Annotated in this window: 19 protein-coding genes; 7 read left to right on the forward strand and 12 right to left on the reverse strand. The window is 66.6% G+C overall.

The annotated features are described in order from the left end of the window. Positions 1-210 precede the first annotated feature (210 nt). Positions 211-1578, reverse strand: a complete 1368-nt coding sequence (gene purB, locus RT456_RS10680; protein WP_313346223.1) for an adenylosuccinate lyase — start codon at positions 1576-1578, stop codon at positions 211-213. A gap of 35 nt (positions 1579-1613) precedes the next feature. Further along, a complete protein-coding gene (locus RT456_RS10685) occupies positions 1614-2948 on the reverse strand; it encodes a hemolysin family protein (RefSeq protein ID WP_313346225.1) in 1335 nt (444 codons plus the stop codon). Between the two features lie 290 nt (positions 2949-3238). Here RT456_RS10685 and RT456_RS10690 point away from each other — a divergent pair, with 290 nt between their 5' ends. Then, the gene (locus tag RT456_RS10690) at positions 3239-4654 is read left to right on the forward strand and encodes a class II fumarate hydratase (RefSeq protein ID WP_313346227.1); all 1416 of its coding nucleotides are present in this window, start codon (positions 3239-3241) and stop codon (positions 4652-4654) included. Between the two features lie 684 nt (positions 4655-5338). Here RT456_RS10690 and RT456_RS10695 read toward each other — a convergent pair. From RT456_RS10695 to RT456_RS10725, 7 genes are all read right to left on the reverse strand, one after another. After that, positions 5339-5764 carry a hypothetical protein gene (locus RT456_RS10695; RefSeq protein WP_313346230.1) on the reverse strand — a complete coding sequence of 142 codons (426 nt, stop codon included), beginning with the start codon at positions 5762-5764 and terminating at the stop codon, positions 5339-5341. 93 nt (positions 5765-5857) lie between these two features. Then, a complete protein-coding gene (locus tag RT456_RS10700; protein WP_313346233.1) occupies positions 5858-6445 on the reverse strand; it encodes a DUF2884 family protein in 588 nt (195 codons plus the stop codon). A gap of 90 nt (positions 6446-6535) precedes the next feature. Next, positions 6536-7423 (reverse strand): DUF4097 family beta strand repeat-containing protein, encoded by an 888-nt coding sequence (locus RT456_RS10705; RefSeq protein ID WP_313346236.1) that lies wholly within the window; start codon positions 7421-7423, stop codon positions 6536-6538. A 26-nt stretch (positions 7424-7449) separates the two neighbouring features. After that, complete coding sequence (locus RT456_RS10710; protein WP_313346239.1) at positions 7450-8478, reverse strand: ABC-2 transporter permease; 1029 nt, start codon at positions 8476-8478, stop codon at positions 7450-7452. Continuing rightward, complete coding sequence (locus RT456_RS10715) at positions 8475-9350, reverse strand: ABC transporter ATP-binding protein (RefSeq protein ID WP_313346242.1); 876 nt, start codon at positions 9348-9350, stop codon at positions 8475-8477. Before RT456_RS10715 ends, RT456_RS10710 begins: the two co-directional genes overlap by 4 nt. Further along, entirely contained in the window at positions 9347-9709 is a 363-nt protein-coding gene (locus RT456_RS10720; protein WP_313346245.1) for a GntR family transcriptional regulator, read from the reverse strand. The genes RT456_RS10715 and RT456_RS10720 overlap by 4 nt, the downstream gene beginning before the upstream one ends. 2 nt (positions 9710-9711) lie before the next feature. After that, positions 9712-10191 carry a hypothetical protein gene (locus tag RT456_RS10725; protein WP_313346248.1) on the reverse strand — a complete coding sequence of 160 codons (480 nt, stop codon included), beginning with the start codon at positions 10189-10191 and terminating at the stop codon, positions 9712-9714. 117 nt (positions 10192-10308) lie between these two features. Between RT456_RS10725 and RT456_RS10730 the strand changes: the two genes are divergently transcribed. From RT456_RS10730 to RT456_RS10750, 5 genes are all read left to right on the forward strand, one after another. Further along, the gene (locus RT456_RS10730) at positions 10309-10917 is read left to right on the forward strand and encodes a glutathione peroxidase (protein ID WP_313346250.1); all 609 of its coding nucleotides are present in this window, start codon (positions 10309-10311) and stop codon (positions 10915-10917) included. Positions 10918-11000: 83 nt separating this feature from the next. Beyond that, positions 11001-11981, forward strand: coding sequence for an FKBP-type peptidyl-prolyl cis-trans isomerase (locus tag RT456_RS10735; RefSeq protein ID WP_313346253.1), 981 nt, complete (start codon positions 11001-11003; stop codon positions 11979-11981). Between the two features lie 23 nt (positions 11982-12004). Next, on the forward strand, positions 12005-13354 hold the full coding sequence (locus RT456_RS10740) for a UDP-glucose/GDP-mannose dehydrogenase family protein (protein WP_313346256.1): 1350 nt from the start codon (positions 12005-12007) through the stop codon (positions 13352-13354). Continuing rightward, on the forward strand, positions 13347-13586 hold the full coding sequence (locus RT456_RS10745) for a SlyX family protein (protein WP_313346258.1): 240 nt from the start codon (positions 13347-13349) through the stop codon (positions 13584-13586). The genes RT456_RS10740 and RT456_RS10745 overlap by 8 nt, the downstream gene beginning before the upstream one ends. A 13-nt stretch (positions 13587-13599) precedes the next feature. Then, entirely contained in the window at positions 13600-14304 is a 705-nt protein-coding gene (locus RT456_RS10750; RefSeq protein ID WP_313346260.1) for a DUF2058 family protein, read from the forward strand. A 309-nt stretch (positions 14305-14613) separates the two neighbouring features. Here RT456_RS10750 and metH read toward each other — a convergent pair whose 3' ends face one another. From metH to RT456_RS10765, 3 genes are all read right to left on the reverse strand, one after another. After that, positions 14614-17298 (reverse strand): methionine synthase, encoded by a 2685-nt coding sequence (gene metH / locus RT456_RS10755; RefSeq protein WP_345785089.1) that lies wholly within the window; start codon positions 17296-17298, stop codon positions 14614-14616. A gap of 65 nt (positions 17299-17363) precedes the next feature. Next, a complete protein-coding gene (locus tag RT456_RS10760) occupies positions 17364-18467 on the reverse strand; it encodes a homocysteine S-methyltransferase family protein (protein WP_313346262.1) in 1104 nt (367 codons plus the stop codon). A 10-nt stretch (positions 18468-18477) separates the two neighbouring features. Next, entirely contained in the window at positions 18478-19407 is a 930-nt protein-coding gene (locus tag RT456_RS10765) for a metalloregulator ArsR/SmtB family transcription factor (protein WP_313346264.1), read from the reverse strand. 146 nt (positions 19408-19553) lie between these two features. Here RT456_RS10765 and RT456_RS10770 point away from each other — a divergent pair, with 146 nt between their 5' ends. Next, a complete protein-coding gene (locus RT456_RS10770; protein WP_313346266.1) occupies positions 19554-20702 on the forward strand; it encodes an acyl-CoA dehydrogenase family protein in 1149 nt (382 codons plus the stop codon). The last annotated feature ends 170 nt before the right edge of the window (positions 20703-20872 follow it).

Genomic DNA, 20872 nt, shown 5'->3' on the forward strand with positions numbered 1-20872 from the left:
AAGCGTGTAGACGGAATGCGGTTGGCGCAGCAGACGAAGCGCGCGCTCGTCCCGCCATTGTCCGCTGGTTGGGCAGGATCTGCACCTGCGCCGCGCTGTCGCGGCTGTTCCCGGTAGCGCCGGCCGTTGGCCGGCCCAGAGGACCCCAAGCGAAAACGGGGCGCCGGACATGCCGACGCCCCGTTCGGGGTCACTGCTTTGATTCGCGGCTCAGATCGCCTTGGCCAGATCCGCCGCCAGGCCGATGTACCCGCCCGGGGTGAGGGTGCGCAGGCCCTGCTTGGCGTCTTCCGGCAGGTCCAGCGATTCGACGAAGGCCTTCATCGATTCGGCGGTGATGCCCTGGCCGCGGGTCAGGGCCTTGAGCTGTTCGTAGGGGTTGGGCAGGCCGTAACGACGCATGACGGTCTGCACGGCTTCGGCCAGCACTTCCCAGGACGCGTCGAGGTCGCCGTTCAGGCGCTCGGGGTTCACGGTCAGCTTGCCCAGCCCCTTGGACAGCGAGTCCAGCGCCACTTGGCTGTGGCCGAAGGCCGTGCCCAGCGCGCGCAGCACCGTCGAATCGGTCAGGTCGCGCTGCCAGCGGCTGATCGGCAGCTTGGCGCTGAAATGCTCGAACAGGGCGTTGGCGATGCCGAAGTTGCCTTCGGCGTTTTCGAAGTCGATCGGGTTGACCTTGTGCGGCATGGTCGAGGAGCCGACTTCGCCTTCCTTGAGCTTCTGCTTGAAGTAGCCAAGCGAGATGTAGCCCCAGATGTCGCGGGCCAGGTCGATCAGGATGATGTTGGCGCGGCGGGCGGCGTCGCCGATCTCGGCGATGTTGTCGTGCGGCTCGATCTGGGTGGTGTACGGGTTGAACACCAGGCCCAGGCTTTCGACGAAACGCTGGGCGAAGGCCGGCCAGTCTACATCGGGGTAGGCGATGGCATGGGCGTTGTAGTTGCCGACGGCGCCGTTGATCTTGCCGGTGAGCTCGACCGCGGCGATCTGGCGGCGCTGACGCTCCAGGCGGGCGACGACGTTGGCCACTTCCTTGCCCAGGGTGGTGGGCGAGGCGGTCTGGCCGTGGGTGCGCGAGAGCATCGGCTGTTCGGCCTGGGCGTGGGCCAGCGTGCGCAGGAGCGTGGCGATGCCGTCCAGCGAGGGCAGCAGCACGTCGCGGCGGGCCTGCTCGAGCATCAGGCCGTAGCTGAGGTTGTTGATGTCTTCGCTGGTGCAGGCGAAATGCACGAATTCCAGCGCGGGCCCCAGCTCGGCGTCGCCCTTGAGCTGTTCCTTGATGAAGTACTCCACCGCCTTGACGTCATGGTTGGTGGTGCGCTCGATCTCCTTCACGCGGGCGGCGTGCGCCGGGGCGAAGTCGTCGGCCAGGGCTCGCAGGCGGGCGGCGGCGGCCGGCGCGAACGGGGCGAGCTCGGCAATGCCGGGCTCATCGGCCAGGGCCAGCAGCCACTCCACTTCGACCTTCACGCGGGCCTTGATCAGGCCGTACTCGGAGAAGATCGGGCGCAGGGCGTCGACCTTGCCGGCATAGCGGCCATCGAGCGGGGACAGGGCGAGCAGGGCGAATTCGGACATGGCGGGCGCAGGCAATGACGGCGGGGGCCGTCATTCTACGCTGCCCCGGGCTCCTCGTCGGCGTCCTCGGGGGCCAGGCGCACGGTCACCGCCTGGATGCGGTGGCCGGCCATGCGCTTGACGGTGAACAGGAATCCGTCGATGCGCACGACTTCGCCCTCCTCGGGCAGCCGCTGCAGCTGATGCACGATCAGGCCGCCCACCGAGTTCAGGTGTTCCGGCGCGGCCAGGTCGCGGCCGAGCAGGCGCTCCAGGCGGAAGATGGAGGTGGACCCGGCCACCAGCAGGCTGCCGTCGGCCCCCCGGGTCGGGGCGTCCTTGACCACGTGCGGGTGTTCGTCCTCGATGTCGCCGACCACCACTTCCAGCAGGTCCTCCAGAGTGAAATACCCCAGGATGCGGCCATGTTCTTCCACGCACAGGGCCATGTGCGTGGTGCCGGTGCGGAAGCGTTCCAGCACCGATGTCACCGGGGTCTCCAGTGCGATCAGGTTGGCCGGGCGCAGCAGTGCACGCAGGTCGTCGGTGGGATGGCCACGGGCGATCTCCACCAGCAGGTCCTTCATGTGCAGGATGCCCAGCACCTCTTCGCCGTCGCGGTCGAACCACGGGTAGCGGCTGTAGCGGCTCTCGGCGAATTCGGCCATCACCTCGGGCAGCCCCATGCCCTGGCGGAACACGCGCATGTGCTCGCGCGGGCGCATCAGGTCGCCGGCCACCAGCTCGGGCAGCTCCAGCGCGTGGCTCATCAGGGTGAGGTCCTGGTCGGGGGCGCCGGCGCCGGGCTGCTGGCGCGCGACGATCAGCTTCAGTTCCTCACGCGAATAGCGGTGCGAGGTGTGTTCCACATCGCCCCAGCCGACCAGCCGCAGCAGTGCGTTGGCGCTGTGGTTGAGCAGCCAGATCGCCGGGAACATCGCCCAGTAGAACAGGTACAGCGGCGCGGCCGTCCACAGCGACATGGCTTCGGGGCGACGGATGGCCATCGACTTGGGGGCCAGCTCGCCCAGCACGATATGCAGGAATGAAATCAGGCTGAAGGCGATGATGAAGGCGGTGAGGCGTGCGCCTTCCGGACCCATGCCCAGCGTGTCGAACAACGGCTGCAGCAGGTGGGCGAAGGCCGGCTCGCCCACCCAGCCCAGGCCGAGCGAGGACAGGGTGATGCCGAGCTGGCAGGCGGAAAGGTAGGCATCGAGGTGCGAATGCACGTTGAGCAGCAGTCGGCCGCGCCAGCCGTGCCTGGCGGCCAGGCCGACGGCCTGGGTGTGGCGCAGTTTGACCAGGGCGAATTCGGCGGCCACGAAGAAGCCGTTGAGCACCACCAGGAACAGCGCCAGCAGCAGGAGCAGCAGGTTGCCAACGATCATCGCCGACCCCGGCGCAGGGCGCTGCAGGTGACGGCGGACGTGCGGGCCGCGGCGGCGGCATGCGGATCGGCAGGCCACAACCGTGGGGTGTGGCGCGCACTACAGTGAGGGTCGTCGCCCATGGGAGAGAGGTGATGCCTGAATGAACACGAATTCCGAGCATAGCCGAAGCGCAGCGCTGTTGGGTTTCATTCCTGCTTGGGAGTATCGTGCGTAGAGCCGCCAGCCAGGGAATCAGGCCCGTTGCCAGCCGCCGTTCCCTTTCCTACTGAAAGATTCGGAGTGATGCAATGAGCAAGGGTTTCAGGACCGAGCACGACAGCATGGGCGAACTGCAGGTGCCCGCAGACGCACTGTGGGGCGCGCAGACGCAACGCGCGGTGGACAATTTCCCGGTGTCGGGCCAGCGCATGCCGCGCGGCTTCATCCGCGCGCTGGGCCTGGTCAAGGGCGCGGCGGCGGCGGTGAATGCCGAGCTGGGCCATCTGCCGAAGAACATCGGCAAGGCGATTGAAGTGGCGGCGGACGAGGTGGCCGAGGGCCGCCACGACGCGCACTTCCCGATCGACGTGTACCAGACCGGGTCGGGCACATCCTCGAACATGAATGCCAACGAGGTGATTGCCACGCTGGCCAATCGGGCCGGCAAGACCGGCAAGACCGCGGTGCATCCCAACGACCACGTCAACCAGGGGCAGAGTTCCAATGACGTGATTCCTACTGCGCTGCGTGTGTCGGCGCTGCTGGGGGTGCAGGAACAGCTGCTGCCGGCGCTGGTGCACCTGCGCAAGACGATCGACAAGCGCGGCCGTGCGCTGCGCAAGGTGGTCAAGACCGGGCGCACGCATCTGATGGATGCGATGCCGCTGACGTTCGAGCAGGAATTCGGTGCGTGGTCGGCGCAGTTGTCGTCGGCGCAGGAGCGGCTGGAAGACAGCCTGAAGCGGCTGCGACGGCTGCCGCTGGGCGGCACGGCGATCGGAACGGGCATCAATGCCGATCCGCGCTTTGGCGAGCGGGTGGCCAAGCGCCTGAAGCAGCAGACGGGGGTGCGGTTCGACAGCGCGGAGAACAAGTTCGAGGGGCTGGCGGCGCAGGATGATGCGGTGGAGCTGTCCGGCCAGCTCAATGCGTTGGCGGTGGCGCTGATCAAGATCGCGAACGATCTGCGCTGGATGAATGCCGGTCCGTTGGCGGGGCTGGGCGAGATCGAGTTGCCGGCACTGCAGCCGGGCAGTTCGATCATGCCGGGCAAGGTCAATCCGGTCATTCCGGAGGCGACGGTGATGGTGTGCGCGCAGGTCATCGGCCACCACACGGCGATCACGGTGGCGGGGCAGACGGGCAACTTCCAGTTGAACGTGACGCTGCCGTTGATCGCGGCCAACCTGCTGGACGGGATCGGGCTGTTGTCGAACATCTCGCGGCTGCTGGCCGATACGGCCATCGCGGGGCTGAAGGTACGCGAGGACCGCGTGCGTGAGGCGTTGGCCCGCAATCCGATCCTGGTGACGGCGTTGAATCCGATCATCGGTTACGAAAAGGCGGCGGCCATCGCCAAGCGCGCCTACAAGGAGCAGCGCCCGGTGCTGGAGGTGGCAAAGGAAGACAGCGGTCTCTCAGAAGCGGAGCTGCGCCGCCTGCTCGACCCGGCCACCCTGACCGCAGGCGGCATCCACGCCGGTGGCGGCGGTGGCGGGGGTTGAGCGCTGATAGCTGAGCGCTGAGAGGCAAAAGCCAAAAGCCATGGCCAAGGCCAAGGCCAATGCAGCGTTTCCATTGCTACGGGCTGGGGCGGGCGTCGGGCAGCCCCGCTCCGGGACACGCCGCAAGTACGTCCTTGTAGGCTGCTAGAAAACATCCATGTTTTCTAGCGTCCCTCCGGGGGCTACCCGCCGCCCGCCCCCGACAGTTGGCTGTGTGCGGATGCGAGAAGCAGACACGCACGGCGTGTCCCTGCGTGTGGCGCGAATTCGGCATCTGCACACGGACGGCGTGTTGCTGGGGCCGATGCCGGTAGGTTGGTTCCCAAACAACCGCCGTTGGTGCGTCCACGTTCGGTAACGCATCGAACTGATCTGAACCGGTCTTGATCTTCCCAGGCCCCCGACCAACTGACAGAGGGTCGGCGGGTGCGGGGGTACGGGACCGTAGAAAACATGGGCCGGGCGCATGCGCCCGGCGGGTTGGGCAGGACGCCCAACCCAGGCCTTGCCGTGTATGCAGGATTGCATACACGTGCAAGTTTTCTACGAGCCTACATGGACGTATTTACGGCGTGTCCCGTACCCCCGTACCCGCCGGCCCTGTGCGCGGAGATACGCAGACGACAGCTTTTTCGTTTTGCGTTTTGCGTTTGGCGTACCAACCGACGGTCGGCACCCATCGCCTTACCGCCGGTCCGCCATCAGGTTGTCGAAGGTCTCGGTGTAGGCCTTGAACTCCGGGATGCGGGTGACGAGGTCCGGCGGGATCGGCTGCATGCCGGGCGGGACCTGGATCTTGATCGCGCGCTTGTCCGGGTCCGGTGGCGCGTCGGTGAGGGTGTTCTGGCGCAGGACCTGCAGCTGGCCGAACATCTGCTGGAGCAGGGCCTGCTGGCCGGCGTCGAGCGGGATTTCGATCTCGTCGATCTTCATGTGGCCGTTGGGCAGCACGATGATGTTGGGTGCCGGCGCGCGACGCACGGTGACCATGCCGTCGCTGACGGTGATCTTGGGCTTGCCGCGCTCGGCGCGGTGGTTGCGGTATTCCTGGTCGCAGCCGGTGGCGGCAAGGCAGAACAGGGCGAACAGCAGCAGGCACAACTTCTTCATGGCGGGCGAAGAATGAAAAAAGGGGAGGACTAGTGTAGTCCTCCCCCCGTACCGTTGGCCCGCCTGCGACCGAACGTCGCAGGCGGCGATGACTCAGTTGTGGCAGTCATCGATGTCGTGCTGGTCCATCGTGGCGTACGGCTTGAAGGCCGGCAGCGCCGCGGCCAGTGCCTGCTGCCTGGCCATCATCGTCGGCAGCAGCTCGCACAGCTGCTTGGCGCTGGCTTCGATCTTGGCCGCCTCGGCGTTCACCTTGGCTTCGATACCCTGGGTGTCGCCGGAGAACACGCCGCGCAGCGCCTCACCGGCGGCCTTCACGCCGAGGTTGGCACCGGCCACGCCGATCTCCATGCCCGCACCGGCCAGTTTTTCCACCTGCTTGCGGTAGTCCAGCAGCAGCGCGCGCTGGTTGGCGTCGATGGTTACCGCCTTGCCGTTAATCAGCAGGTCGCCTTGCGGCGTGATTTCGGCCTTGTTCGACTGCCCGTCGGAGATGTTGATGTTGCCCTGCGCGATCTCCTTGCGCGCCTTGTCCGTGGCGTCCTGCACCTTCTTGCCGATCGAATCCGCATCCACCACCGCCTTGCCGGTGGCCGGGTCGGTCTTGTTGGAATCGGCGTTGCCGCAGGCCGCCAGTGGCAGGCACAGCAGCAGGGTGGGCAGCAGCAGTCGAATGTTCATCGTCAGATCCCGTGTTGAGGCGTGTAGAGCGGACTGTCAGTCCGCTTGTCGTTGAGAGCAGCGGACCAACAGTCCGCTCTACCGTCCGCGCTACTTCCCGCGGGGCAGCTGCACGCGGCCGCCGACGCTGCTGTGGTTGATGTCGCCGCTGCCGCTGTTGGCTACCGTCAGGTCGCCACCGACGCCGCGCACCGTTACATCACCGGAACCGTGGCGCTCGACCTTGACACTGCCGCCGACATCGCGGGCCTCGAAATCGCCCGAGCCGATGTTGCCCATGCTGACAGTGCCCTTGACCTGGCGCAGGTCGACGTCACCCGAACCGACGGTCTTGATGTCGACATTGCCGGCCACCCCGTCCAGAGTGAGGTCGCCCGAGCCGATCGTGCCGACCGTGGCGTTGCCGCGCAGGTTGCGGGCGGTGAAGTCGCCCGAGCCCACCGACAGCAGGTTCAGTGCACCGGCACCGTCGAGCTCCACATCGCCGGAGCCGATCGCCGCGGTGACCAGGCCCTTGATGTCGCGCAGCTTGATGTCGCCCGAGCCCACATCCGCACTGAGCGACTGTGCGCCGGTAACGCCTGCATCGCCCGAGCCCACTTTCAGCTGGACCAGCACGTTGTCCGGGATCGTGCCGCGCAGGTCCAGGTAGGCGTAGCTGTCGCCGCCCATGTTGAACCGCAGCCCCTGGTTCTCACGCTGCAGGCGTACCACCAGCTTGTCACCCACCTTCTCCTGGGTGACGGTCAGCTCGCGCAGCCAGTCGGCATTGGACGCGCAGGCCCGGCCGCTGAGCTGGGGCGCGCCCGGCCCGGCCTGCAGCACCAGGTCGTGCTGGTTTACCTCGAACACGACGGCCTTGGCACCGGCCACGTTGAGCTTGAGGTCACGCGGCGCGTTGAACTTGCACTGCGGCTCATCGGCCAGCGCCGTCAGCGGCAGCAACAGCAGGGAAGCAAGGGCGATGGTGCGGATCATGGGCAGTTCCTCGAAAGGGATCGGGATCAGATTTCGCCGGCGCGGCGGCGCAGGCGGATGGCGACGATGATGAACACCACGCCGGCAGCCGCACCGATCCACAGCTCGGGCATCTGCAGCGCAGCCAGCTGGCTGGACGGCGACAGTGCCGCGGCCACGTTGTCGCTGTCGCGCATCACCGCCTGCAGCTGTTCGGTGCGGTAGAACAGGTCGCTGCCCGGCAGCGTGCCCAGCAGCAGGCGGCCCACGATGTGCTGCCAGAACCAGCCGCTGGTCATGTCGAACAGCTTCATGACATGGGTGCTGCTGACGATGATGCCCGCAAACAGCGGCAGCATCACCGCCCACAGGAACGGCTTGGACTTGGCCCAGGCCGACCACATCAGCAGCCAGCCCACCGTCGGCAGCGCCCACAGCAGGTAGACCGGCAGCCAGGACAGGTGGCTGACCACGAAGGTCAGCGGGCTGGCCGGGCCCCAGATCAGGGTCATCGGGTTGCCGCCGTGCGCCAGTGCAACGATGGACAGGATCAGCATGAAGCCGAACATGGTCAGCACCGAGGCGATCACCGCGATCACCGGCGCCACCAGCAGTGCGCTCAACGCCTTGGACAGCACGGTCTGGGTGTCCGACAGCGGCAGCGACTTCCAGAACAGGATGCTGCGGTCGCGGCGGTCGTCATACAGCGCGCCCAGGCAGTAGAAGAACACCACGAAGGCCAGCACCACGAACGGCCACAGCGAGCTGAGTACCAGCGTGGCATCCAGGGTGTTGCCCAGGTCGGCCAGGCTGTTGGCATCCAGCTGCTCGGTCAGCACCTTGAGGTCCAGGCCGTTGACGTTGACGTTGGTATTGTCGATATGCAGGTTGCCGCTTTCAGCCGCACGGCGCAGGCCCCACAGGCCGATCATAATGCCGATCAGGCTCATCACCAGCGAGATGCCGCCGGCGATCAGTGGCGCCCACAGGAAACCGCCGCGGTTTTCCCAGTATTCGCGCTTCAGCAGCCACTTGAAGGTGCTGGCCTTGCTGATGGGGTGGTTGACGGTGTTCATGCGTAGGTTCCCTTCATGATGGCCACGAACAGATCCGCCAGCCCCGGGCTGCGGAGTTCGCCAAGCGGTGTGAGCTGGGCGCGCGGCACCCCGTCGTACAGCAGCACGGTCTTGCCGAAGGGCAGGGAACGTTCGTCGATCGGCTTGAGCGCGCGTGCCGCCTCCAGCGTCTCGGCCGACACCAGTACTTCGGTGTAGCGCTCGCCGACGTCTTCCATGTCGGTGGTGAGCACGATGCGGCCATCGCGGATGAACATCACGTCGGTGAGGATGTGCTCGATCTCTTCCACCTGGTGGGTGGTCACGATGATCGTCTTCTGCTCGTCGAAGTAGTCTTCCAGCAGGCGCTGGTAGAACTCCTTGCGGTACAGGATGTCCAGGCCCAGGGTGGGCTCGTCCAGCACCAGCACCTTGGCGTCGATGGCCATCACCAGTGCCAGGTGCAGCTGCACGATCATGCCCTTGGACAGTTCGCGCACGCGCTGCTTGGGCTGCAGCTTGGTGCTGGCCAGGAAGCGCTCGCAGCGGGCGCGGTCGAAGCGCGGGTGGACCCCGGCAACGAAGTCGATCGCGTCGCGCACCTTCATCCAGCGCGGCAGCACGGCCACGTCGGCGATGAAGCACACCTCATTCATCAGTGCGTTGCGCTGCACGCTCGGGTCCAGCCCCAGTACGCTCAGCTCGCCTTCCACGGCGGTCAGGCCCAGCAGCGCCTTGAGCAGCGTGGTCTTGCCGGCGCCGTTGGGGCCGATCAGGCCGGTGATGCGGCCCGGGGCGATGGTGAAGCTGGTGTTGTCCAGCGCGAGGGTCTGCTTGTAGGCCTTGCGCAGGCCTCGGGCGGAGATGACGACATCACTTGCAACGGCATTCATGAGGATTTCCCCTGGGGCAGCAATTCGTCGAGATGCAGGCCCAGGCGCTGGATGCGCTCCAGGACCAGCGGCCATTCTTCATTGAGGAAGCGGTCGCGCTCGCTGCTGCGCAGCTGCGTGGCCGCTTCTTCGGTCATGAACATGCCCAGGCCGCGGCGCTTCTCGACCAGGCCTTCATCGGCCAGCTCCTGGTAGGCGCGCGAAACGGTGATGGGGTTGAGCTGGTACTCGGCGGCCACCTGTCGAACCGAAGGCAGCGCGTCGCCGGGCTTGATGATGCCGTCAAGCATCATGGCAATCACGCGTTCTTTCAGCTGACGGTAGATCGGAGCACCATCGCTCCATTGAATATCGCTCATGGTCAGCTCCGTGGGTTCAGCGACTGTGCGAATGAGAAGTAAGGCATGGACAGGGAGCTGTGCAGCCGGCGGGGGGGCGTGGGGGCGCCGTCGGCGGTCCCTGCCTCGATGACGCCTGCGTCCTGCGGGCCTTCAAACGCACCGGTGGCGGCAGCACTGCCACGGTCACCGGCGGGGATGCTGAACCAGCCCAGCAACAGCAGCGCGGACGCGGCTGTCAGGGCTTTGGCGGAGTGGTGGCGCATGCGGTTCATGGGCTTCCCCTGCATCAGGTGACTGGTGTTGTATGCAACTATAACACCGGCACGCCCAAGTGCAATACCCGACATCACCCAACTGATGGCAGGGGCATGACAAGGACGGTGCGCAATGTTCAAGTGCTTGATTTCCATGAAATTACCATCCGAACGGGCGGTTGAAGCCGGTCCGTGTGCATTCAGCGCGGTGACGGCCATGTGCGTCAACTGCAGCGAAATGCCCACCAGACAGGGCAATCGGCAGCGCGTGCCGGCACGCAGACACTCCGCCAAAACCCCCGGTGATATAGTCCGCCTGCCCCTGCAACGCAGGGTTTCCAGCCCCCGATCCGGAGTTCCGTGATGCCCCAGACCCACCGCGTGCCGTCCCCGTTCCATGCTGCGCGGGCGCGCGCCCGTCGTTGGGGCAGCGGTCTGCTGCTGGTCGGGCTGCTGGGCAGTGGCGCGGCCCAGGCCGCTGGCCTGTTGGACCTGAACTACCGGCCGCTGGCGGGAAAAACTGACGTCAACCTGCAGAAGCAGTACGGCGGCAAGGTGCTGCTGGTGGTCAATACCGCCAGCAAATGCGGGTTCACCCCGCAGTACGAAGGCCTGGAAGCGCTGCAGAAGAAGTATGCGGCGCGCGGTTTTTCGGTGCTGGGCTTCCCGTCCAATGACTTCAAGGGCCAGGAGCCGGGCAGCGAGGCGCAGATCCAGGAATTCTGCACGCTGACCTATGGCGTCAAGTTCCCCATGTTCCAGAAGGTGCAGGTGACCGGGCCGGAAGCGACGCCGCTGTATCAGCGCCTCGCCGCCGCCACGGGCGTGCAGCCGGGCTGGAACTTCCATAAATACCTGCTGGCGCGCGACGGTCGGGTGGTGGCGCAGTTCCCCAGCAAGATCACCCCCGATGATCCGGCGCTGGTCGCGGCCATCGAACGCGAGCTGTCTGTCACGCCCGCAACGCGCTGACATCCTCGACATCTCGCACGTGCGTGCGACAATGCTCGTTTCGCGCCGACGTCGGCGTCCAGTCACTTCCAGGAAAGCAGCGAATGAAGATGGGAATGCGCGGCGCCGCGGCGTCGGTTCTGATTCTGGCGATGGGTGCCACCGGTACCGCGATGTCGCAACAACCGGCCGCAGGTGCGGCTGCCAAGGAGACCTCCGTTTTGACCTCCCAGCGTGAAAAGCTCGGCTACGCCATCGGCATCGATGTGGCCAACTCGTTCGCCCCGATCTCCAGCGAGATCGACCTGGCGGCCCTGCGTCGCGGCGTGACCAATGCCTTCGACGGCAAGCAGCCGCTGATCAGCCAGGACGAAGCACAGAAGACCGACCAGGCGCTGCGCATGGCCATGGCGGCCAAGAGCGGCCAGCCGGTTCCGGGCGTGGCACCGGGCACCCCGGCACCGAAGGTGGACCGTGAAAAGGTCGGCCTGATGCTGGGCAGCTATGCGGTGGGCCCGTCGCTGGCACCGCTGAAGGACGATGTGGACCTGGATGCGCTGTTCGACGCGGTCAACACCACGTTCAACAAGGGCACGCCGAAGATGACGGCCGAGCAGGCCAAGGCCACGCTGGAGGGCTTCATGGCCGCCAAGCAGGCCGAGCAGCAGGCCAAGGCCGCCGCACAGGCCGGCACCAACCGCACCGAAGGCAACGCCTTCATGGCCAAGAACAAGACCGTGCCGGGCGTGGTCACCACCGCGTCGGGCCTGCAGTACCAGGTGCTGCGTCCGGGTTCGGGCGAACGCCCGATGCCGACCAGCAAGGTGCGCGTGAACTATGAAGGCAAGCTGCTTGACGGCACCGTCTTCGACAGCAGCTACCAGCGCGGCCAGCCGGTCGAGTTCGGCCTGGACCAGGTGATCAAGGGCTGGACCGAGGGCGTCTCGCTGATGCCGGTCGGTTCCAAGTACCGTTTCTGGATCCCGGGCGAGCTGGCCTACGGCGAACAGGGTACGCAGGGCGGCCCGATCGGTCCGAACGCGACGCTGACCTTCGACGTTGAACTGCTGAACGTCCTTCCGTAATCGGAACTGGAGTCACCACGGACATGCGTGTTGCGATTTTCGGTACCGGCTATGTCGGTCTGGTCACGGGTACCTGCCTGGCCGATGTTGGCCACCAGGTGGTCTGCGTCGATATCGACCAGGCCAAGGTCGACGGCCTCAACCGTGGCGTCATCCCGATCTACGAGCCGGGCCTGGAGCCGATGGTCAAGGCCAACCATGCCGCGTTGCGGCTGGCCTTCACCAGCGACGCCGCATCGGCGGTCACGCATGGCCAGGTGATCTTCATCGCCGTGGGCACGCCACCGGACGAGGACGGCAGCGCCGACCTGCAGTACGTGCTGGCCGTGGCCCGCACCATCGGCCAGCACATGACCGTGCCGACCGTGGTGGTCAACAAGTCGACCGTGCCGGTAGGCACGGCCGACAAGGTCCGCGCCGCCATTGCCGAGGTACTGGCCGCGCGTGGCCTGGACATCGCGTTCGACGTGGTCTCCAACCCCGAATTCCTCAAGGAAGGCGACGCGGTGGCCGACTGCATGCGGCCCGACCGCATCGTGATCGGTGCGTCCAGCCCCGATTCGATCGCGCTGATGCGTCGCCTGTACGCCCCGTTCAACCGCAACCACGACCGCGTGGTGGAGATGGACGTGCGCTCGGCGGAACTGACCAAGTACGCCGCCAACGCCATGCTGGCGACCAAGATTTCGTTCATGAACGAAATCGCCAACATCGCCGAGAAGGTCGGTGCCGACATCGAGCAGGTTCGCCAGGGCATCGGCTCGGACCCGCGCATCGGTTGGCACTTCATCTATCCCGGTGCGGGCTACGGCGGTTCGTGTTTCCCGAAAGATGTGCAGGCGCTGGCGCGCACCGCGCAGCAGTACGGGCATGAGCCCAAGCTGCTCAATGCGGTGGAGGCGGTCAACGATGCGCAGAAGGGTCACCTGTTCCAGCTGATCCAGCGCCACTACGACCGTGGCGAAGACGAGGGCGTGCGTGGCCGCACCTTTGCGGTGTGGGGCCTGGCCTTCAAGCCCAATACCGACGACATGCGCGAGGCGTCGAGCCGGCGCCTGCTGGCGCAGCTGTGGGAAGGCGGCGCGCGCGTGCGCGCCTACGACCCGGAAGCCACCGACGAGGCCCGCCGCATCTTCGGCGAGCGCGATGACCTGGTGTTCTGCGACAGTGCCTACGACGCGCTGGACGGCGCCGATGCGCTGGTCGTGGTCACCGAATGGAAGCAGTTCCGCAGCCCGGACTTCGTCCGCCTGCGCGAAACATTGAAAGACGCGGTGGTCTTCGACGGCCGCAATCTGTATGACCCGCAGGAGATCGAAGCCGCGGGCCTGGCCTATTACGGCATTGGCCGGGGACGTTCGCTGCATGCATGAGACCACTCCCTCCGCGCGTGAGCAGGCGCTGGAAGCGCGCCTGATCGAACTGGAAATGCGCGTGTCCTTCCAGGAACAGGCACTGGCCGAGCTGAGCGAAGCCCTCGCCGATGCCCGCATCGAGGGCACCCGCAACGCGGACCTGACCCGCCTGCTGCTGGAGGACCTGGGCAAGGTCCGCAACGCGCTGTATTCCGATTCGGGCGAAGAACCGCCGCCCCCGCACTACTGATCGATCTGACGCCATGAGCGATACCCTCCGCGACCAGCTGCTGGGCCTGGGCTTCAAGTCCGCGCCCAAGCCCGAACGCACCCCCGACGCCCGCCGCGACGGCCGGCCCCCGAACAAGCCGCACGGCGCCCGTCCGCCGGCCAAGGCCGAAGGCGCGCGTCCGCCGCGTGACGGGCAACGCCCCGCGCGTGATGGCGATGCCCGCCGTGGACCGCCGGGCAAAGGGCGCCCGGGCGGCGCCGCACGCCCCGGCCAGGGCCAGAACCCCGGCCAGGGCAAGCCGCGTTCGCGCGAGGATATCGACCTGGCCAAGGCCTACGCGATCCGCGCGCAGAAGGAAAAGGACGACCGCATTGAAGCGGAGCGCCTGAAGCAGGAAGAGGCGCGCCTGCGCCGCGAGGCCAAGGCAAAGCTCGACGTGCTGCTGGAAGGCAAGTCGTTGAACGACGCCGGCGCGGAGATTGCACGCCACTTCAACTATGGCGGCAAGATCAAGCGCATCTACGTGACCGCCGACCAGCTCAAGGCACTCAACGCCGGCGAACTGGGCGTGCTGCAGCAGAACGGCCGCTACATGCTGGTGACCGCCGCGGTGCTGGACGAAGCCGAGGCGATCTTCGCCCCGTCGGTGGCACTGCGCGTGGACCCGAATGCGCCGGCCGAAGACGATCCCTATGCGGATCCGGCCTACCAGGTGCCTGACGACCTGGTCTGGTAATCCGTCGCGTCGTCCACAGCTGGCCCGCGGGGTAGAGCCGTCTGTTAGACGGCTGCTTCGGACGCGGTAGAGCCGTCTGTTGGACGGCTGCTTCAGAGGCGGTAGAGCCGTCTGTTAGACGGCTGCTTCGGATGCGGTAGAGCCGTCTGTTAGACGGCTGCTTCGGAGGCGGTAGAGCCGTCTGTTAGACGGCTGCTTCGGATGCCAGCCGACTAACAGTCGGCTCTACAGTCGGCTCTACCGTCGGCTCTACCGTCCACCCAACCGTCGGCTCTACAGCGGACCCAACCGCCCTGGCTGCCGTGGCGGTCATTCCGGATCGTAGTCGAGATTGGAGGCCAGCCAGCGCTCGGCCTGCACACGGTCCACGCCCTTGCGCTTGGCATAGTCGCTGACCTGTTCGCGCGTTACCCGGCCGACCACGAAGTACTGGCTCTGCGGGTGGCTGAAGTAATAGCCCGACACCGCCGCCGTCGGCAGCATCGCGAAACTTTCGGTCAGCTGCATGTCCGCGTTGCGCTCGGCATCGAGCAGCCGGAACAGTGTGGACTTCTCGCTGTGCTCGGGGCAGGCCGGATAGCCCGGGGCGGGGCGGATGCCGCTGTATTTCTCGGCAATGAGGGATTCGTTGTCCAGCGTCTCGTCGGGCTGGTAGCCCCAGTAGTCGGTGCGCACGTGCTGGTGCAGACGCTCGGCGAGCGCCTCGGCCAAGCGGTCGGCCAGCGCCTTGAGCAGGATCGCGTTGTAGTCGTCATGGTCGGCTTCGAAGCGCGCCACGTGCGAGTCGATGCCGATGCCGGCCGTCACCGCGAAGCCGCCGATCCAGTCCTGCCTGCCGCTGTCGGCAGGCGCAATGAAGTCGGCCAGGCAGAAGTCCGGGCGCTCCACCGGCTTGTCCACCTGCTGGCGCAGGAAGTGCAGCACGGCCGGACCCGCGTCGGTGGTCAGGTGCACGTCGTCACCGACGCTGTTGGCCGGCCACAGCCCGAACACGGCCTTGGCGGTCAGCCAGCGCTCGGCGACGATGCGGTCCAGCATCGCGCGGGCATCGCGGTACAGCTCGGTAGCCTGGGTACCGACGATCTCGTCGGTGAGGATGGCCGGGTACTTGCCGGCCAGCTCCCATGCCTGGAAGAAGGGCGTCCAGTCGATCACCTCGACCAGGTCGGCCAGCGGGTAATCGTCCAGCACGTGCAGGCCCGGCTTGCGCGGGGTGGGGGGCTGGTAGTTGGCCCAGTCGCCGTCGAAACGCTGCGCGCGCGCCTTGGCCAGCGTGACCAGGCGCTTGGCGTCGCCCCGGTTGCGGTGGCGCAGGCGGATGTCGGCGTAGTCGGCCTCGTTGGCGGCCACGAAAGCCGCACGCAGTTCGGTGGAGATCAGCGACTGCGCCACGCCGACCGCGCGCGAGGCGTCTTTCACCCATACCGTGGGGGCCTTGTAGTGCGGGTCGATCTTCAGCGCAGTGTGCGCGCGCGAGGTGGTGGCGCCGCCGATCATCAGCGGCAGGGTGAAGCCCTGCCGTTCCATCTCGCGGGCCACGTGGCTCATCTCTTCCAGCGACGGTGTGATCAGCCCGGACAGGCCGATGATGTCGGCGTTTTCCGCACGCGCCGCGTCCAGGATCTTCTGCGCCGGCACCATCACGCCCAGGTCGATCACCTCGAAGTTGTTGCAGGCCAGGACCACGCCGACGATGTTCTTGCCGATGTCATGCACGTCGCCCTTGACCGTGGCCATGATGATCTTGCCGTTGCTTTTGGCGGTGTCGCCGCTGCGCAGCTTCTCGGCCTCGATGAAGGGCAGCAGGTAGGCCACCGCCTTCTTCATCACGCGCGCGGACTTCACCACCTGTGGCAGGAACATCTTGCCGGCGCCGAACAGGTCGCCGACCACGTTCATGCCATCCATCAGCGGCCCTTCGATCACGTCCAGCGGGCGGCTGGAGCGGATGCGGGCTTCTTCGGTATCTGCCTCCACCCAGGCATCCAGTCCGTGCACCAGCGCATGCGCCAGCCGCGCGTCGATCGGCTTCTCGCGCCAGGCCAGGTCCTCGCCCTTGATCTCGCCTTTCTTGCCCTTGTACCGCTCGGCGGCCTCCAGCAGCCGCTCGGTGCCGTCGCGGCGCCGGTTGAGGATCACATCCTCCACGCGCTCGCGCAGCTCCGGGTCCAGGTCGTCGTAGATCGGCATCGCGCCGGCGTTGACGATGCCCATGTCCATGCCCGCCGCGATGGCGTGGTAGAGGAACACCGAGTGGATCGCCTGGCGCACGGTTTCATTGCCGCGGAACGAGAACGACACGTTGGAGACGCCGCCGGAGACATGGCAGTGCGGCAGCGTGCGTTTGATGATGCGGGTGGCCTCGATGAAGTCCGCCGCGTAGTTGTCGTGTTCCTCGATGCCGGTGGCCACGGCAAAGATGTTCGGGTCGAAGATGATGTCCTGCGGCGGGAAACCCACCTGGTCCACCAGGATGCGGTAGGCGCGGGTGCAGATCTCCACCTTGCGCGCGCAGGTGTCGGCCTGGCCGTCTTCGTCGAAGGCCATCACCACCGCCGCCGCGCCGTAGCGGAGCACCTTTCGCGCATGATCGATGAACTGCGCCTCGCCTTCCTTGAGCGAGATCGAGTTGACCACACTCTTGCCCTGCAGGCACTTCAGGCCGGCTTCGATCACGCTCCACTTGGAGGAGTCGACCATCACCGGAATCCGCGCGATATCCGGCTCGGACATGATCAGGTTGAGATAGCGCGTCATCGCCTTCTCGGAGTCGATCAGGCCCTCGTCCATGTTCACGTCGAGGATCTGCGCGCCGCTGGCGACCTGCTGGCGCGCCACTTCCACCGCCTCTTCGTAACGCTCTTCCTTGACCAGCTTGCGGAACTGCGCGCTACCGGTGACGTTGGTGCGCTCGCCGATGTTCACGAACAGCAGGTCCGGGGTGATGACCAGCGGCTCGAGACCGGACAGGCGGGTGTGGCGGGAAGGCGTCATGGGCGGGCGGGCACGGGCTGGCGGAGGGAGGTCAACGGCAACGGGTGAAACGGTGGCTCAGGCGGTCATGCCGCATCCTCCAGCGCCGGCGCGGGCAGGGCGCGCGGCGGCAGGTCGGCGACGGCCTCGGCGATGGCCTGGATGTGCGCGGGCGAGGTGCCGCAGCATCCGCCGACCAGATTGAGCAGGCCGGCACTGGCGAACTCGCGCAGGGTGGTGGCCATTTCCTCGGGCGTCTCGTCGTACTCGCCGAAGGCGTTGGGCAGGCCCGCGTTGGGGTGCGCACTGACCCGGCAATCGGCCACGATCGACAGTGTTTCCACATGCGGGCGCATATCGCTGGCACCGAGCGCGCAGTTCAGGCCTACCGAGAGCGGCCGGCTGTGCGCCACCGAGGCATAGAACGCCTCGGCGGTCTGCCCCGACAGGGTGCGCCCGGAGGCATCGGTGATCGTGCCGGAGATCATGATCGGCAGTCGCGCCCCGCGGTCGTCGAATGCCTCTTCGATCGCGAACAGCGCGGCCTTGGCATTGAGCGTGTCGAAAATGGTCTCGACCATCAGGGTGTCGGCGCCGCCATCGATCAGGCCATCGATGGCCTCGCGGTAGGTCTCGCGCAGCGCGTCGAAACTGGTGTTGCGGAAGCCCGGGTCGTTGACGTCCGGGCTGATCGAGGCGGTGCGGCTGGTGGGGCCCAGCACGCCGATCACGAAGCGCGGTTTGTCGGGCGTGGTGGCCTCGACCGCGTCACAGCACGCGCGCGCCACGGCGGCGCCGGCCTTGTTCAACTCGTAGACCAGGTGTTCCAGGTGGTAGTCGGCCTGGCTGACCGAGGTGGCGTTGAAGGTGTTGGTCTCGATCAGGTCGGCACCGGCCTCCAGGTAGGCGGTGTGGATGCCGGCGATGACCTCGGGCCGGCTCAGCAGCAGCAGGTCGTTGTTGCCCTTGAGATCATGCCCCTCCGGTGCCGGCGCATCGGCGCCGTGCGCGCAGCCGGGGCGGTGGGCGGTGTCGAAGCCGCCGGCGAAGCGTTCGCCGCGGTAATCGTCCTCTTCCAGGCCGTGGCGCTGGATCATGGTCCCCATCGCACCGTCGATGATCAGGATGCGCTGCGCGAGTGCGTCTTCCAGGGCGCGGACACGATCGGGGTGCAACCAGGGCAGGGACATGGCAGGAACCTCAGGGCTTGCTGGCAATCAATGAAATGACTTCGAAATGCGGCGGACGCTTCTCGCGGGTCACGGTTTCCAGGCTGGACACGACCAGCCCGGCCTTCTCGACGAACTTGCGCAGCTCCTTGTCCGAGAAGCCCAGGTTGACGTGGCCGTAGGCATCCACTGCCGCCTTGTGCTCGTGGCGGGCCAGGCTGCACAACAGCAGGCGGCCGCCGGAGCGCAGCACGCGCGCGCCTTCGGCCACGGCCTGGGCGGGTTTGGCGGCGTAGGTGAGGGCGTGCATCAGCACGACCAGGTCGAAGCTGCGGTCCTTGAAGGGCAGGGCATGCATGTCGCCCTCGCGCACTTCCACGTTGGCCAGGCGGCGCAGGCGTTCGCTGGCGGCGGCCACCACGCGGGCGCTGGTATCGATGCAGACGTAGCGCTTGGCATGCGGGGCCACGAGTTCGGCGAGCACGCCGTCGCCCGAGGCGATATCCAGCACATCGCCGGTTTCCAGCAGGGGCAGCGCGGTCCGCGCCAGCGCCTCCCAGGTGCGGCCCGGGGAATAATGGCGTTCCATGTCGCCGGCCACGCTGTCGGCCCAGTTCTGGTCGGAGGCACGGCTGGCCAACACGCTGGCCACGCGTTCAGCATCCTGACGCAGCAGCGGGTCGTCGCTGCCGGTGCTGAGCGCGTGCCACAAGGCGCGCTGCGCCGGGTCCAGGGCGGCGTCGTCGAAGCGATAATAGGCAGACACGCCGGCACGACGGTCCCGGACCAGGCCGGCTTCCTTGAGCCGGGCCAGGTGGGTGGACACGCGCGGCTGCGCCAGGGTGGTGATGGCCGACAGCTCGGCCACGGTCAGTTCTTCCTGTTCCAGCAGCGCCAGCAGGCGTACGCGGGTGGCGTCGGCGAACACTTTCAGCCGGACCGACCAGTCCTCGAGATCCATAAATATCTACCTATCGCGATATAGAGATATTTTCGGTCCCGCGTGCGCTGCGGTCAAGTCAGCCGGGATTGGCCGGCCGCCGGTACAATCGCCGCACCTGGACGCGCGTTGCGCGGCCTATATCGACATGTTCCCGGGAGGGTGTTGTGGATTTCAGTTTCACCGAAGAGCAGCTGATGCTGCAGGACGTCGCGCGGCGTATCGCGCAGGAAAAAATCGCGCCGAGCGCCGAGCATCATGACCGTACCGGCGAGTTCCCGCTGGAGAACATCCGCCTGCTGGGCGAAAACGGGCTGATGGGCATCGAGGTGCCGGCCGAATACGGCGGCGCCGGCATGGATCCGATTGCGTACGTGCTGGCGATGGTGGAGGTCGCCGCCGGTGACGCCGCGCATTCGACGATCATGTCGGTCAACAATTCGCTGTTCTGCAACGGCATCCTGACCCACGGCAGCGAAGCGCAGAAGCAGAAGTACGTGCGCGCGATTGCCGAGGGCGAGGCCATTGGTGCGTTCGCGCTGACCGAGCCGCAGTCCGGCTCGGACGCCACCGCCATGCGCTGCCGCGCGGTCAAGCAGGCCGACGGTACGTACGTGATCAACGGCAAGAAGAGCTGGATCACCTCGGGCCCGGTGGCCAAGTACATCGTGCTGTTCGCGATGACCGACCCGACGGCAGGTGCACGCGGGATCACGGCCTTCATGATCGACACGGACAAGGCCGGCTTCCATCGCGGCAAGACGGAGCCGAAGCTGGGCATCCGCGCGTCGGCCACCTGCGAGATCGAGTTCCAGGATTACGTGGCGGCGGAAGAAGACATCGTCGGCAAGGAAGGCGAGGGCTTCAAGATTGCGATGGGCGTGCTGGATGCCGGCCGTATCGGCATCGCCTCGCAGGCCATCGGCATCGCGCGTGCGGCGTATGAGGCGACCATCGAGTACGTGAAGGACCGCAAGGCCTTCGGCGCGCCGATCGGCACGTTCCAGATGACGCAGGCCAAGATCGCCGACATGAAGTGCAAGCTGGATGCAGCGTTGCTGCTGACGCTGCGCGCGGCGTGGGTGAAGGGCCAGGGCAAGCGCTTCAGCAACGAGGCGGCGATTGCCAAGCTGACCGCGTCGGAAGCGGCCATGTGGATCACCCACCAGGCCGTGCAGATCCACGGCGGCATGGGCTACTCCAAGGAAATGCCGCTGGAGCGTTACTTCCGCGATGCCAAGATCACCGAGATCTACGAAGGCACCTCGGAAATCCAGCGCCTGGTCATCGCCCGCAACGAGACGGGCCTGCGCTGAGGCGGATTCTCGCCGCACAGACCAAAGCATCGGGGCCCTTCTTGGGCCCCGACTGCGTTCAGGGCGCTTGATTCTTCAGGCCCGTGGAAGCGTGGCGCATGGTCTTCGATCGGTGTCGTCGCGAGCGTTGAGGGCCCCGCCGCGGCCGGCAGGCCCCTATGCAAATGTCC

The sequence above is a fragment of the Stenotrophomonas sp. genome (genome assembly GCF_032099025.1).
Taxonomy (GTDB): Bacteria; Pseudomonadota; Gammaproteobacteria; order Xanthomonadales; family Xanthomonadaceae; genus Stenotrophomonas.